The sequence below is a fragment of the Bradyrhizobium tunisiense genome, from assembly GCF_042263385.1.
GTDB lineage: Bacteria > Pseudomonadota > Alphaproteobacteria > Rhizobiales > Xanthobacteraceae > Bradyrhizobium > Bradyrhizobium tunisiense.
In genome coordinates this window covers 213,106-226,265 of sequence record NZ_JBHLEV010000011.1, presented here as the reverse complement: position 1 = coordinate 226,265, position 13,160 = coordinate 213,106, and the positions used below count along the sequence as shown (strand labels likewise).

The window sequence follows — 13,160 nt, the reverse complement described above, 5'->3', positions numbered from 1 at the left end:
AATCCAGCGCGGAAAATTACCGTCGGCGCCGGCGTACCGGCTCGCAGAACACGTCATAGACGGCGGTGAGAATCTTGCGGACGTCCTCGTTGGCGAGGCTGTAATAGATCGCCTTGCCGTCGCGGCGGGTCGTCACCAGCCGATCGAGTCTCAGCCGAGCGAGCTGCTGGGAAACGGTCGACTGCCGCTCGCCGAGGAACTGTTCGAGCTCAGTCACGGACTTCTCGCCCTCAGCGAGGATGCAAAGCAGCAGCAAACGGGACTCGTGCGACAGCGCCTTCAGCATGTCGCTCGCCTCGCGCGCCTTCTCGATCATCTGCTCGAGCTCGGCGGAGCCCTCGATCTCCTTCAGCTTTGGCAACGGCATTACGTCAAAGTCCCCTGAGAAAAATCCAATGAGCGGTCACGACTTGGCTGGCTCCGGTACTGTACTGGACAGGATCCGGTCCAGGAGGCCGAAGAAGAAGGCATCCCCCGGATAGCCGCGAATGCGCCCGATCTCACGGCCTTCTTTTACCACGACGAAGGTCGGCGTGAAGACGCCAGGATCGATTCCGGCCAGATCGGCGGGCAGGGGGCTGTTCAGGTCGACCCGGCGCAGCGGCGCGGACTGGCTTTCCTCGGTCTTGGCATAGATTGGCGCGATCTCGGCATTGAAGCGCGCGCACCACACGCAGCCGGGACGCTCGAACATGATGAGCTCGGCCGCGCGCAATCCCGTCGCGGGCAGCGCGAGCGCGATAGCAACTGCGAGCGAGGCGATGATTCGGTTCATTTCAGGCAACGGACCTCTGGACTTCCTGGGCGCGTTATATCATTAAATTCGTATATGTGCTAGGGATGAGGCGCCATGACCTTGGACGTCACGCTGGGAGCTGCCTTTGTCGCAGGGCTGTTATCGTTTCTGTCGCCATGTATCCTGCCCCTGGTGCCGCCCTTCCTGTGCTACATGGCCGGCGTCTCGGTGACGGATCTGTCCGGCGACAGGCCGGATATGCGGCCACGCGTCCTGGTCTCCGCACTGGCCTTCGTGGCGGGCTTTTCGCTGGTCTTCGTCGCGCTCGGCTCGACCGCATCGCTCGCCGGACGCTTCATCTCGGCGCATCTGTCGACGCTCGGCATCATCGCCGGCGGCCTGATCATCGTGATGGGCCTGCATTTTCTCGGGATGTTTAAGGTTCCTCTGCTATATCGCAGCGCGACCTTGCAGGTCGGCAACCGGCCAGCCGGCGTGGCGGGAGCCTTCGCCATGGGGGTGGCGTTCGCGTTCGGCTGGACACCCTGCGCCGGCCCCATCCTCGCTGCCGTCCTGCTGATGGCAGGCTCGGAGGAGACGACGGGACGGGGGGCGCTGCTGCTGCTCGCCTATTCGGTTGGGACCGGCATTCCGTTCCTGATCGCGGCTGCCTTCACCAGCAAGTTCATTGTCGCGCTTGGCCGTGCCCGCCGGCATCTCGGCCTGGTCGAGAAAGCGATGGGTGTCTTCCTAGTCGTGACCGGCCTGATGTTCCTGACCGGGCTGATGCCGGCGGTCTCGGAGTGGCTGCTGGAGCGATTCCCCGCCCTGACCAGCATCGGCTAAGTCTCAACCGAAGCGGAAATCGAGCAACTGAGCGTAGGACTGCAGCTCGATCAGGTAACGATGCACGAGCGGCCCGTCGCCGGCCATTGCCGCGTGCGCAATCGCGCCGCTGCTCGCGATCGCGCCGTCGATCAGGCGGCGGAACTCGCTTGTCTTGGCGATCTCCGCGCTCGCCCACTCGTTGCAGCGCTGCAGGCGATCGCGAAATGCACCCGCGACGGCAACGGTGTCCTCGGCGTTCGCCGGTGCGGGTTGCTCGCCGTACCGCGTGGCCGCGACACGCAGCTTCTCCATCGCCGGCGCGATCTCGAAGACGCAGTCGCCGAGATCGTAGAGGCCCGCACGAAGCCTGAGCTCATGAAGTGACTGACGAAGCGCAAGCAGCTCGCGGCCGGCAGCGACGGCGTCTCCACTGTCCAGCGCACGCGTTGCTGCCGTGAGGCGTTCGCGACCGCGATCGAGAAAGTCCGATAGCACGGCCGGCGCATAGACGGGCAGGGGGATGGATGCGTTCGGCTCGAGCCGCTTCCATGCGGCCACTGCCTCGCCGGTCTCCATCTGGGCCAGCGCGATGTTACCGGTGCGGGCATAGCTCGCAGCGGTGCGCAGGTTGGCCATAATCGGCGCCATCGCCGATGCGAAATCCGCGGGTTTTGCGGCGTCCGCGCCTAGGGCGAACGCGTTCGAAGCCAGCCATGCCAGCAGGACGATGATGCGGCGCACGATCGGAAATCCTTGTCACATTCGTATATTCGAATATCATAGCGAAAATGACCGACGCGCAGGATCTCCCAGAGCACGAATCCCTGATCTCGCTTCGCGCACCCACGCGGCGCGGCTTCCTCGCCTTGGCGTCCGGCGCCGCCCTTGCCGCCGGTCGCGGCGTGGCCGCAGCAGAGCCGTCGCTCGGGGAAGACGGGCTCTATCATGAACCCTGGTTTCTGCAGAGTTTTCTCGATCTGCGTGAGGATCTCGACAGCGCCGCCGCCAGCGGCAGGCGCCTCGCCATCATGTGGGAGCTGCGCGGCTGTCCCTACTGCCGCGAGACGCATTTAGTGAACTTCGCGGACGCCGATATTACCAGATACGTCCGCGACAATTTCGAAGTCTTGCAGCTCAATCTGATCGGCTCCCGCAAGGTTACGGACTTCGATCGCCGGGAATTGTCCGAGAAGGAGCTCGCGCAGAAATACGGGATCAGGTTCACTCCGACCTTCCAGTTCTTTCCGCCGTCCTCCGACGGCATCGAAGCGAAAGAGGTGATGGCGCGGGAAGTGGCGCGGGCGCCCGGCTATCTCAAGCCGCCGCATTTGCTTTCGATGTTTCGTTTCGTGCGGGAGCGGGCCTATGAGCGCGGTTCGTTCCGGGATTTTCTCGCCGCAAACGGTTGAGAGCGCCCCGTGAATTTCGCTTGACGCCGCCTTTTATATGAACATATCATAATAAATGAATTTGATGGATTGTGAGTCCATCGCAATCAAAGACGGCGTCACCCCGTCATAAGGGTAGGGAACATGCGGCGCTCGCTCGTAGCTGCGTTTGCACTATGTCTTTCGGCCGGAAGCGCCTTTGCGCAGGAGCCGATCAAGCTCGACGTTGTCGATGACGCCCTGCCAAAATCGTTGACCGGTACACCGGGCAATCCCGATGCCGGCAAGAAGGTGTTCCTGACACGCACGCTCGGCAATTGCCTGGCCTGCCACCAGGTTACCAGCCTGAAGTCCCAGGAATTTCACGGCGAGTTCGGCCCTTCGCTCGACGGCGTCGCAGGCCGCTACAGCGAGGCACAGCTTCGCCTCATCGTCGCCGACCCCAAGCGCATCTTTACCGATACGGTCATGCCGGCGTTCTTCAAGAACGACGGTCTCAGCCGGGTGCGCCCGGAGTTCGTAGGCAAGACGATCCTTACGGCCGCGCAGGTCGAGGACGTCGTCGCTTTTCTCAAGACGCTGAACTGACGGCGAGGAGGACCAGAAATGAAAGCCATCAATCGACGGCAGGCATTTGCGCTCGGGGGCGGCTTCGTCATGCTGACCCTGATGCCGATGGCGGCCGATGCTGAAGTGAGCAATGACGCCGCGAAGTGGATCGAGAAGTTCACTGGCGGCAAGCAGCCGGCCAAAGGCAAGATCGCGCTCGACCTGCCGGAGATCGCGGAGAATGGCAATACCGTGCCGCTGTCGCTCACGGTCGAGAGCCCGATGACGGCGGAATCCTACGTCAAGGATGTCATGATTCTCGCCGACGGCAATCCGAATGCGGGCGTCGCAACGCTGACGTTCACGCCGCTCTCGGGCAGGGCGGAAGCATCGGTCCGCATCCGTCTCGCAGCCACCCAGAACGTGGTTGCGATCGCGAGAATGAGCGACGGCTCGCTGTTCACGGAGCAGAAGACCGTCAAGGTCACGATCGGCGGCTGCGGCGGCTAAAGCTAAAGGAGACGGACGATGGCGGAGAAACCGCGCCTCAAGCTTCCCAAGGAAGCGGCCAAGGGCGAAATCATCCAGATCAAAACCCTGGTCTCGCACGTCATGGAATCGGGCCAGCGCAAAGATGCGCAGGGCAAGCCGATTCCACGCAAGATCATCAACAAGTTCACCTGCGAGTTCAACGGCAAGCCGGTCTTCAGCTGCGCGCTGGAACCCGCGATCTCGGCCAACCCCTACATCCAGTTCAGTGCGAGGGTGGACGAGGCAGGGACGTTCAAGTTCGCCTGGACCGATGACGACGGCTCGGTGACTACGGCCGAAGAGAAGATCGCGCTCAAGGCGTAGTGCCTTGGGGCTTCAAGGGAGAGGGCGGATGCTGTCGCGATACTTTGGACTCGCTGTCGCGATCGCCGCGGCCGCATCGGTGGCGACGTGTGTCTCCGCGGAGGAGGCCGAGCGCAAGGGCATTCCCGCACCTCCCGGACACGTCTTCGAGACCATTATCTCCGGCTACCAGTTCCGCAGCAAGGAGACGCGCGCGCTGCAGGACGACGATCTCGAAAATCCGGGGTTTCTCGCCGTGGAGCGCGCGGCGGATGCCTGGAAGAAGGTCGAGGGTAGCGAAGGCAAGTCCTGCATGAGCTGCCATGGGGAGGCCGCGACGAGCATGAAAGGCGTCGGCGCGGCGATGCCGAAATGGGACGACAAGCTGAAGAAGCCGGTCAATCTCGAGCAGCGCATCAATATCTGCCGCACCGAGCACATGAAGGCGGAGCCCTGGAAATTCAAATCCAGGGAGCTGACCGACATGACCACGTTCGTGCGATACCAATCGCACGGCATGCCGGTGAAGGTGAAGACCGACGGACCGATGTCGCCGTGGTTCGAGCGTGGCAAGAAGACCTACTACACGCGCTATGGACAGCTCGATCTCGCCTGCGCCTCGTGCCACGAGCGTAACAATGGCAAGTTCATGCGTGCGGACTTCCTGAGCCAGGGCCAGACCAACGGCTTCCCGACGTATCGGCTGCGCGACCAGCGTGTGGTGCCGCTGCATGAGCGGTTCGAAGGCTGCATGTTCGACGTGCGTGCCGAGCCGTTCAAGCCGCTGTCGGACGACTTCCTTGCGCTCGAGCTCTACGTGGCCTGGCGCGGCATCGGGCTGCCGATCGAGACGCCGTCGGTGCGCAATTGAAACGATAAGTATACAGGAGCATTGCGCGTGATCTCTCGCCGCGAGTTCGTCCAGGTTGCTGCGGCAACGGCTGCACTTTCGACCGGTATGGGCTGCGGCCTGACCCGGGCGGTCGCCCAGCAGCGCCTGACCGAGAAGGAGTTGCTGGCGTTCGACTCGCTCGGCAACGTCACGCTGGTGCATGTCACCGACATTCACGGTCAGCTCATGCCGCTCTACTTCCGAGAACCTTCGACCAATCTCGGCGTGGGAGACGCAAAGGGGCTGCCGCCGCACGTCACTGGCAAGGAATTTCTCAGCCGCTTCGGCATCGCGTCGGGCTCGTCGGCGGCCTACGCCCTGACGTCGGACGATTTCGAGGCGCTGGCCAAGACCTATGGCCGGATCGGTGGTCTCGACCGCGCCGCTACCGTGATCAAGGCCATTCGCGCCGAGCGCGGCGACAAGGTTGCGTTGCTCGACGGTGGCGACACCTGGCAAGGATCGTGGTCCTCGCTGAAGACGCGCGGCCAGGACATGGTCGACTGCATGGCGCTGCTCAAGCCCGACGCCATGACTGGGCATTGGGAGTTCACTTACGGCACCGAGCGCGTCAAGCAGGCGATCGAAGGCCTCGGCTTCCCGTTCCTCGGGCTCAATATCCGTGACACCGAATGGAACGAGGCGGCCTTTGACGCCTCGACCGTGATCGAGCGTGGCGGCGTCAAGATCGCGGTGCTCGGTCAGGCTTTCCCCTATACGCCGGTCGCCAATCCGCGCTGGATGATCCCGACCTGGTCGTTCGGCGTGCGCGAGGAGGACGTCCAGGCACAGGTCGACAAGGCGCGCAAGGGTGGCGCTCAGCTCGTCGTGCTGCTTTCGCACAACGGCTTCGACGTCGACCGCAAGCTTGCGAGCCGCGTCAAGGGCATTGACGTCATCCTGACCGGACACACCCATGATGCGCTGCCCGAGGCAGTGAAGGTCGGCAAGACCCTGCTGATTGCGTCGGGCTCGTCCGGCAAGTTCGTGTCGCGGCTCGACCTCGATGTCCGTGACGGCGAGGTCAAGGCGTTCCGCTACAAGCTGATTCCGTTGTTCTCCGATGTGATCACGGCGGACGCCGAGATGGCCGCGAAGATCGCCGAGGTGCGCAGGCCCTTCGCATCCGACCTCGCCAAGGTGCTCGGCAAGACGGATTCGCTGCTCTATCGACGCGGCAATTTCAACGGCACGTTCGATGACCTGATCTGCCAGGCGCTCATGCAGGAGCGCGACGCCGAGATCGCGCTCTCGCCCGGCTTCCGCTGGGGCACGAGTGTGCTGCCGGGGCAGGACGTCACCTTCGAGGATGTCACCAACGCGACCGCGATTACCTATCCGGCGGTGTACCGCATGGGTATGACGGGCTCGCGGTTGAAGGAGATCATCGAGGACGTCGCCGACAATCTCTTCAACGTCGATCCCTATTATCAGCAGGGCGGCGACATGGTGCGCATCGGCGGGCTCTCTTACGCGATCGATGTCACGAAGCCGCAAGGCAGCCGCATCTCGGACATGCAGATGGTCAAGACCGGCGCGCCGATCGATCCCGCCAGGGAGTATCAGGTGGCTGGCTGGGCCAGCGTCAATGAAGGAACCGAAGGGCCGCCGATCTGGGACGTCGTGGGCAATTATCTGACCCGACAAAAGACCGTTCGCCTCGAACCCAACAGAGCCGTCAAAGTGACCGGAGCGTAGAAGCGATGTCGAAGATGGACAGTCCCCGGCAATCCCGACGCAGTTTCCTGGCCGCTGGCGCGGGCGTTGCGGCATCGGTGCTCGCAAAGCCCGCCTTGGCCGGCGGCGGCAATCCGGCGAACCAGCCTCCAAATGTGCCGGAATGGACCAAGTCGCTCGGCGAAGGCGTCGCCGTGCGTCCGTACGGCAAGCCATCGAAGTTCGAGAAGGACGTCATCCGGCGCGACGTCGAATGGCTGACCGCCTCGCGCGAGTCCTCGGTGAGCTTCACGCCGCTGCACGAACTCGAAGGCATCATCACCCCGAACGGCCTCTGTTTCGAGCGGCATCACGGCGGCATCGCCGAGATCGATCCGGCCGATCATCGGCTGATGATTCATGGGCTGGTCGAACGTCCGCTCATTCTCACGCTGGACGAGCTGAAGCGCTATCCGCGCGTCAACCGCATCCACTTTATGGAATGCGCGGCGAACTCAGGGATGGAATGGCGCGGCGCCCAGCTCAATGGCTGCCAGTTCACCCACGGCATGATCCACTGTGTGCAGTATACCGGCGTCTCGCTGCGCACCCTGCTGGAAGAGGCCGGCGTCAAGGCCAACGGCAAGTGGCTGCTGGTCGAGGGGGCCGATGCGGCCGCGATGAATCGAAGCCTGCCGATCGAGAAGGCGCTCGACGACTGCATCATCGCCTACAAGATGAACGGCGAGGCGCTCTATCCCGAACAGGGCTATCCGATGCGGCTCGTGGTGCCGGGCTGGCAGGGTAATCTCTGGGTGAAGTGGCTGCGTCGCATCAAGCTCGGTGACCAGCCTTGGCATACCCGCGAGGAGACGTCGAAATACACGGATCTCCTGCCGAGCGGCAAGGCGCGCCGCTTCACCTGGTCGATGGACGCCAAGTCGGTGATCACGAGCCCGAGCCCGCAGGCACCGATCAGGCACGGCAAGGGCTTCACCATCGTCTCCGGGCTTGCCTGGAGCGGCAACGGCAAGGTCAAGCGCGTCGATGTTTCGCTCGATGGCGGCCGCAACTGGTGGCCCGCGCGGCTCGACGGGCCCGTTCTCGACAAGGCGCTGACGCGCTTCTACTACGAGTTCGACTGGAACGGTGAGCCGCTGCTGCTGCAGTCGCGAGTCCAGGACGAGACCGGATACGTGCAGCCGAGCAAGGCCGAGCTGCGCAAGATTCGTGGCGTGAATTCCATCTATCATAACAATGGCATCCAGACCTGGCATGTGCAGGCCAACGGTGAGGTCGAGAATGTCGAAGTCGCCTAGGTTCATTGCAGCCGCACTGATGACTTGCGCGCTGAGCGCTCAGGCGCTTGCGGAGCAGAAGCCGGACGCCAAGAGTGCTCCCCGCTATCACATCGGCCGCGCGCCAACCGCGAACGAGATCCGCGGCTGGGATATCGATGTGCGGCCCGACGGCCAGGGCCTGCCGGAGGGAAAGGGCACGGTTGCCCAGGGCGAAAAGCTGTTCATGGACAATTGCTCGACCTGCCACGGCGAGTTCGGCGAGGGTAACGGTCGTTGGCCGGTGCTCGCCGGCGGCAAGGGCTCGCTGACCTCGGACAATCCGGTCAAGACGGTGGGCTCGTACTGGCCCTACGCGTCTACGGTGTTCGACTACGTCCGTCACGCCATGCCCTATGGCAATGCCCAGTCGCAGTCGGTCGACGAATATTATGCGCTGGTCGCCTATGTCCTCTACCTGAACGATGTCGTCACCGACCAAAATTTCGAGCTGAGCAACAAGAATCTCGCCACGATCAAGATGCCGAACGAGCAGGGCTTCGTGATGGACGATCGTGCCGCGAGCGAGAAATCGTTCTGGCAGAAGGATCCTTGCATGAAGAATTGCATCGCGCCGGTGAAGATCACTGCGCGTGCCGTTGCGATCGACGTCACGCCCGAGGACAACAAGGACGGGAAGTCACGGGGCGTGGAGTGAGAAGCGGCCGGGCGAGCCGTCGCGAACTCTTTCGCGGTCTGATCGCTGCCGCCCTCATCGTGACAAGTCCCTCCGCATCGTCCCGGGCCGCCGAGCCGCACAGGCTCGCGCTGCAGATCAGCGACGACGACCCGAGCAAGATGCGCGCCGTCCTCGATGTTGCGGCCAACGTCTCGCGGCATTATTCCGGGCAGGGCGAGGATGTCGAGATCGTGGTGGTTGCCTTCAATGGCGGCCTCGACATGCTGCTCGAGGACCGCTCGCCGGTGAAGGAGCGCCTGCTGAACTTCCTGAAATCGATGCCCAATGTGAGTTTCATCGCCTGCGGGAACACGCTGGAGACGCTGGCGGCGAAGGAGGAGAATCGACCGCCGCTGATCGAGGGCGTTAGCGTCACGCAGGTCGGGGTTGCCGCGTTGATGGATCTTGCGGAGAAGAACTGGACGATTGTCCGGCCCTAGGGAGTGAACCGCCGATGCGATGGTTGATGGGACTGGCAGTCTTGCTCGCGCTCGCGGGGCCCGCAGGTGCTGCCGAGCAGGAGCTCGAACTGTCGGTCGACGGCCGCACGACGCTCGCGACCTTGCGTACCCCAAGCTCGGTGGGTCCCGATACGCCGCTCGTTGTGATGACTCACGGCACGCTCGCGCACAAGGACATGGAAGTTATTCAGGGCGTTGCCAAGGCGCTGGAGCAGCGTGGCATCGTTTCGATCGCCCATACGCTGTCGCTGGGGCTCGATCGCCGCAAGGGCATGTATGACTGCGGCGCGCGGCATGATTATGTCATCGAGGATGCAGTTACAGAGATCGGCGCCTGGGTCGCGCGGGCGAGGGGCATGTCCCGGCTCGTGATCGCGTTCGGCCATTCGCGCGGCGCCAACCAGGTCGCGCGGTATCTCGCAGCAAGCGAAACCTCTCCGGTGGCGGGTGCGGTGCTGCTGGCGCCGGTGACCGCGAAGGCCGAGGCCGACTTGCGCGCCGCCTACGTGCAGACCTATGGCAAGCCGCTCGAGCCGTCTCTGGAACTGGCGACGAAGACAATCGCGGCGGGCCGCGGCAGTGAGTGGATGGACGTGCCGGGCTTCATCTATTGTCGCAATGCCGTGGTCACCGCGCGGGCCCTGATGTCCTTCTACGGTCCCGATGCCGGCCAGGACACGGCCGCGCTCGTGGCGCGTATGAAGCCGCCGGTGCTGGTACTCGCCGCGACCAAGGATACCATTGTGCCCGACGTGGCAGCTTCCTTCGCGTCGCTTGCCGGTTCGAGCGGGGGCAGGGTTCAGCTCGACAGCATCGAGGATGCCGATCATTTCTTCCGCGACCTGTTCGCAGAAGACGTCGCCGACCGAATCGCCGAGTTCGTCAAGCAGACACGATAGGAGGGGCCATGCAGCGTCGATCCATGCTTCGCGCGAGCCTTGCCGATTTATTTAGTGCTTTCGCGGTACGCCAGGCGTCCGCTGCGACGGAAGCGCCCGCGCGACAGCGTGCCGTCTATCATCTCGCCGATGCCGATCGTGTCGTCTTCGTCCCTGGGCAATCTTCAGAACCATGTCGACGACGTTGGCGGACCCCGGCAAGGCCAACATCAGGCTGGTCGTGCATGGGCCGGCGCTGCGTGCCTTTCACGCGCTCGCGGCCCAGGACCACACCGTTGCGATGATGTCGAAGCTTGTCGATGCCGGCGTCGGCTTTGACGCCTGCGCCAACACAATGAAGGCGCAGGGCGTCAAGCTGGACGACCTCACGCCGGGCTTCGTGGTGGCCGAGAAGGGCGGCGTGGTGCGGCTCGCCGAGCTGCAGCAGCAGGGATATGCCTATCTGCGTCCCTGAGGCCGCGCTGATCCGGCATCCTGCGGCGTCGGAGCTTTGATCTGGCTCATGGGACGCGACGACGAGATCGCTAGAACTGCTAGCTCGCAGGAACAGCCGAGGCGGACGTGCTGACGCCGATCATCGATCTCTTGGGTGAAGACCGGCTGTCATGGCTCGGCGGGCTCCTGGTCGGGAGCCTGTTCGGGTTCTTCGCCCAGCGCAGCCGCTTCTGCCTGCGCGCCGCGGCGGTGGAATTCTCCCGTGGGGAGGGCGGACCGCGCCTTGCCGTCTGGCTGCTAACGTTTGCCGCGGCGCTGGTCGGCACACAGGCCCTGGTCGCAATCGGCTGGCTCGACGTATCCGAGGCGCGCCAGCTCGCTCAGCAGGGCAGCATCTCCGGCGCGCTCGCCGGCGGCGTGATGTTTGGCTGCGGGATGATCTTGGCGCGCGGCTGCGCCAGCCGACTGCTCGTGCTCTCCGCCAATGGCAATCTGAGAGCCCTGCTGTCGGGGCTGGTGTTTGCAGTGACCGCCCAGGCCGCTTATCGTGGTCTGTTGTCGCCCGCTCGCGAATGGGTGACCAACCTGTGGTTGGTGGATGGCGGACCATCACGCGACATCATGGCCGTGTTCGGTGCCGGTACTCCCGAGAAGCTCGCATTTGGGGGATTGTGGTTGATTGCCGGATTGGCTTTCGCTTTTCGCAGCAACCTGCCACGCGGTCTCATCCTCTCCGCGCTTGCCACGGGAGCGGCAGTCGTTGCCGGCTGGCTCTTCACCTATCGGCTCTCGCAGGCTTCATTCGCGCCCGTGACGCTGAAGAGCCTCACCTTCAGCGGGCCTTCGGCCGAGTTGCTGATGCTGGTGCTGAACAGTTCGCAGCTGCGGCTCGGCTTCGACCTCGGCATTATGCCCGGCGTATTCCTCGGCTCATTCGCCGCAGCGGCGCGCGCGGGTGAGCTGAAGTTGGAGGGATTCTCGGATGGGCTTGGCATGAGACGCTATCTATTCGGCGCGGTGTTGATGGGGTTCGGCGCGATGCTCGCGGGCGGCTGCGCGGTCGGCGCCGGAGTGACCGGTGCGTCGGTATTTGCGCTCACGGCTTGGCTCGTGCTTGCTGGCATGTGGCTCGGGGCAGGGCTGACCGATCATTTCGTCGACCGCGCCGGCATACCGCGACCGCGTCAGGCGGCAAACTCGCCGACCTCGGCGCCTGATTCTTTATTTTAGAGATTGCTAAATAAAATTCCTTGAATATGATTTTCGTCGATGCGCGCCGATCGAGCCGCAGGAACGCGGTAGTGCGCCGCTGCCCCGGGGAAAGGCACATGACCACGATCACGGAAAGCTATGTTCGCGAAGCGCCGCGCACCGCGCGGATCGACTGGTCGCCTTATCTCGTCGGCGCCGGAATCGGGCTGTTGAGCTGGATCGCTTTTGCGGTGTTCGGCGATCCGCTCGGCGTCACCACCGCCTATTCGCGCGTCGCCTCGCTGTTCGCCGTCCCGGTGGTCGGGCCGGAGGCCGTGGCGCAGAATTCCTATTGGAAGAGCATGCCGCTGAAGTGGGACTACGGCGTCTGGTTCCTCATCGGCATACCGCTTGGCGCGTTCCTCTCGGCGGTGATGTCGGGCACATGGCGCCTCGAGCTCGTGCCTGACGTCTGGAAGGAGCGGTTCGGCCCGTCAGTTGCGAAGCGTTTCGTCGCCGCGTTCCTCGGTGGCATCGTGATCATGTACGGCGCTCGGCTTGCCGGCGGATGCACCAGCGGGCACGGCATCTCCGGCGGGTTGCAGCTCGCGGTCTCGAGCTGGCTGTTCCTGGCGGTCATGTTCGCCACCGGACTCGCCGTCTCCGCCCTCATGTTCCGTACGCGGTGAGGAGAATTGAGATGACCGCAATGATGACGATCCTTGGGCCGGTACTGATGGGTGCAGCTTTCGGCTTCCTCCTTCAGCGAGGCAAGGTGACCAGCTGCAACGTGATCGAGAATCAATTTCGCTTGCGCGACTTCACCGTGCTGAAGGTGATGGGCACGGCGATCGTGGTCGGCGGCATCGGCGTGCTGCTGCTCGTCGACACCGGCAACACGAAATACTACGTGAAGGATGCCAACATGCTGGCGGTCGCGCTCGGCGCCGCACTGTTCGGCGTCGGCATGGTGGTCTACGGCTACTGTCCTGGAACGGCGCTTGGCGCCATTGCGACCGGCAGTGTCCATGCTCTGGTCGGGGCGCTCGGTATGGTCGCCGGCGCCATCCTCTACGCTCTGAGCTTCGATTGGCTCAAGGCGAACGTGCTCAACGTCGGGGCGCTGGGCAAGGTTCGCCTCCCGGACGTGACGGGCATCCCCGACGTCGTCTGGTTCGCCGCACTGGCAGTCGGTGCGGGGTTGTTCTTCTGGTGGATCGAATCCACGGAAGCCAGGCAGAAGAAGGGTTGAGCGAGTCCTACTGTCCGCGCCGA

The 13,160-nt window shown here is 63.7% G+C and carries 17 protein-coding genes and 1 pseudogene; 15 read left to right on the top strand and 3 right to left on the bottom strand.

The window, feature by feature from the left end; translation table 11 throughout:
* Positions 1-16: 16 nt before the first annotated feature.
* Positions 17-367 (bottom strand): ArsR/SmtB family transcription factor, encoded by a 351-nt coding sequence (locus ACFDR6_RS33245; protein ID WP_092183595.1) that lies wholly within the window; start codon positions 365-367, stop codon positions 17-19.
* Between the two features lie 36 nt (positions 368-403).
* Positions 404-775 (bottom strand): thioredoxin, encoded by a 372-nt coding sequence (locus ACFDR6_RS33240; protein ID WP_375860924.1) that lies wholly within the window; start codon positions 773-775, stop codon positions 404-406.
* Between the two features lie 75 nt (positions 776-850).
* Here ACFDR6_RS33240 and ACFDR6_RS33235 point away from each other — a divergent pair, with 75 nt between their 5' ends.
* Complete coding sequence (locus ACFDR6_RS33235) at positions 851-1,582, top strand: cytochrome c biogenesis CcdA family protein (protein WP_375860923.1); 732 nt, start codon at positions 851-853, stop codon at positions 1,580-1,582.
* Between the two features lie 3 nt (positions 1,583-1,585).
* On the opposite strand, the gene ACFDR6_RS33230 is transcribed toward ACFDR6_RS33235, so the two are convergent.
* Positions 1,586-2,305: a hypothetical protein gene (locus ACFDR6_RS33230; RefSeq protein ID WP_375860922.1), complete on the bottom strand. Its 720-nt coding sequence runs from the start codon at positions 2,303-2,305 to the stop codon at positions 1,586-1,588.
* Positions 2,306-2,352: 47 nt separating this feature from the next.
* Between ACFDR6_RS33230 and ACFDR6_RS33225 the strand changes: the two genes are divergently transcribed.
* From ACFDR6_RS33225 to ACFDR6_RS33160, 14 genes and pseudogenes are all read left to right on the top strand, one after another.
* The gene (locus tag ACFDR6_RS33225; RefSeq protein ID WP_375860921.1) at positions 2,353-2,973 is read left to right on the top strand and encodes a SoxW family protein; all 621 of its coding nucleotides are present in this window, start codon (positions 2,353-2,355) and stop codon (positions 2,971-2,973) included.
* A 123-nt stretch (positions 2,974-3,096) separates the two neighbouring features.
* Entirely contained in the window at positions 3,097-3,540 is a 444-nt protein-coding gene (gene soxX, locus ACFDR6_RS33220; protein WP_375860920.1) for a sulfur oxidation c-type cytochrome SoxX, read from the top strand.
* An 18-nt stretch (positions 3,541-3,558) separates the two neighbouring features.
* Complete coding sequence (gene soxY / locus ACFDR6_RS33215) at positions 3,559-4,011, top strand: thiosulfate oxidation carrier protein SoxY (protein ID WP_375860919.1); 453 nt, start codon at positions 3,559-3,561, stop codon at positions 4,009-4,011.
* Between the two features lie 18 nt (positions 4,012-4,029).
* Positions 4,030-4,356, top strand: coding sequence for a thiosulfate oxidation carrier complex protein SoxZ (gene soxZ / locus ACFDR6_RS33210; RefSeq protein WP_375860918.1), 327 nt, complete (start codon positions 4,030-4,032; stop codon positions 4,354-4,356).
* A gap of 28 nt (positions 4,357-4,384) precedes the next feature.
* Positions 4,385-5,206: a sulfur oxidation c-type cytochrome SoxA gene (gene soxA / locus ACFDR6_RS33205; RefSeq protein WP_375860917.1), complete on the top strand. Its 822-nt coding sequence runs from the start codon at positions 4,385-4,387 to the stop codon at positions 5,204-5,206.
* Positions 5,207-5,233: 27 nt separating this feature from the next.
* The gene (soxB, locus tag ACFDR6_RS33200) at positions 5,234-6,925 is read left to right on the top strand and encodes a thiosulfohydrolase SoxB (protein ID WP_375860916.1); all 1,692 of its coding nucleotides are present in this window, start codon (positions 5,234-5,236) and stop codon (positions 6,923-6,925) included.
* 5 nt (positions 6,926-6,930) lie between these two features.
* Complete coding sequence (soxC, locus tag ACFDR6_RS33195) at positions 6,931-8,202, top strand: sulfite dehydrogenase (RefSeq protein ID WP_375860915.1); 1,272 nt, start codon at positions 6,931-6,933, stop codon at positions 8,200-8,202.
* On the top strand, positions 8,186-8,878 hold the full coding sequence (locus ACFDR6_RS33190) for a c-type cytochrome (RefSeq protein ID WP_375860914.1): 693 nt from the start codon (positions 8,186-8,188) through the stop codon (positions 8,876-8,878). The genes soxC and ACFDR6_RS33190 overlap by 17 nt, the downstream gene beginning before the upstream one ends.
* A gap of 56 nt (positions 8,879-8,934) precedes the next feature.
* Positions 8,935-9,339 (top strand): DsrE family protein, encoded by a 405-nt coding sequence (locus ACFDR6_RS33185; protein WP_375860976.1) that lies wholly within the window; start codon positions 8,935-8,937, stop codon positions 9,337-9,339.
* A gap of 14 nt (positions 9,340-9,353) precedes the next feature.
* Entirely contained in the window at positions 9,354-10,259 is a 906-nt protein-coding gene (locus tag ACFDR6_RS33180) for an alpha/beta hydrolase family protein (RefSeq protein ID WP_375860913.1), read from the top strand.
* Between the two features lie 8 nt (positions 10,260-10,267).
* Positions 10,268-10,713: pseudogene (locus ACFDR6_RS33175) on the top strand (DsrE family protein).
* Between the two features lie 107 nt (positions 10,714-10,820).
* Positions 10,821-11,924: a YeeE/YedE family protein gene (locus ACFDR6_RS33170; protein ID WP_375860912.1), complete on the top strand. Its 1,104-nt coding sequence runs from the start codon at positions 10,821-10,823 to the stop codon at positions 11,922-11,924.
* A 98-nt stretch (positions 11,925-12,022) separates the two neighbouring features.
* The gene (locus ACFDR6_RS33165) at positions 12,023-12,574 is read left to right on the top strand and encodes a YeeE/YedE thiosulfate transporter family protein (RefSeq protein ID WP_375860911.1); all 552 of its coding nucleotides are present in this window, start codon (positions 12,023-12,025) and stop codon (positions 12,572-12,574) included.
* Between the two features lie 11 nt (positions 12,575-12,585).
* Complete coding sequence (locus ACFDR6_RS33160) at positions 12,586-13,137, top strand: YeeE/YedE thiosulfate transporter family protein (RefSeq protein WP_239626117.1); 552 nt, start codon at positions 12,586-12,588, stop codon at positions 13,135-13,137.
* The last annotated feature ends 23 nt before the right edge of the window (positions 13,138-13,160 follow it).

Coding starts and splice junctions, on each gene's coding strand:
- ACFDR6_RS33245 (WP_092183595.1), bottom strand. CDS start 367: ATGCCGTTGCCAAAGCTGAAGGAGATCGAGGGCTCCGCCGAGCTCGAG.
- ACFDR6_RS33240 (WP_375860924.1), bottom strand. CDS start 775: ATGAACCGAATCATCGCCTCGCTCGCAGTTGCTATCGCGCTCGCGCTG.
- ACFDR6_RS33235 (WP_375860923.1), top strand. CDS start 851: ATGACCTTGGACGTCACGCTGGGAGCTGCCTTTGTCGCAGGGCTGTTA.
- ACFDR6_RS33225 (WP_375860921.1), top strand. CDS start 2,353: ATGACCGACGCGCAGGATCTCCCAGAGCACGAATCCCTGATCTCGCTT.
- soxX (WP_375860920.1), top strand. CDS start 3,097: ATGCGGCGCTCGCTCGTAGCTGCGTTTGCACTATGTCTTTCGGCCGGA.
- soxY (WP_375860919.1), top strand. CDS start 3,559: ATGAAAGCCATCAATCGACGGCAGGCATTTGCGCTCGGGGGCGGCTTC.
- soxZ (WP_375860918.1), top strand. CDS start 4,030: ATGGCGGAGAAACCGCGCCTCAAGCTTCCCAAGGAAGCGGCCAAGGGC.
- soxA (WP_375860917.1), top strand. CDS start 4,385: ATGCTGTCGCGATACTTTGGACTCGCTGTCGCGATCGCCGCGGCCGCA.
- soxC (WP_375860915.1), top strand. CDS start 6,931: ATGTCGAAGATGGACAGTCCCCGGCAATCCCGACGCAGTTTCCTGGCC.
- ACFDR6_RS33190 (WP_375860914.1), top strand. CDS start 8,186: ATGTCGAAGTCGCCTAGGTTCATTGCAGCCGCACTGATGACTTGCGCG.
- ACFDR6_RS33180 (WP_375860913.1), top strand. CDS start 9,354: ATGCGATGGTTGATGGGACTGGCAGTCTTGCTCGCGCTCGCGGGGCCC.
- ACFDR6_RS33165 (WP_375860911.1), top strand. CDS start 12,023: ATGACCACGATCACGGAAAGCTATGTTCGCGAAGCGCCGCGCACCGCG.
- ACFDR6_RS33160 (WP_239626117.1), top strand. CDS start 12,586: ATGACCGCAATGATGACGATCCTTGGGCCGGTACTGATGGGTGCAGCT.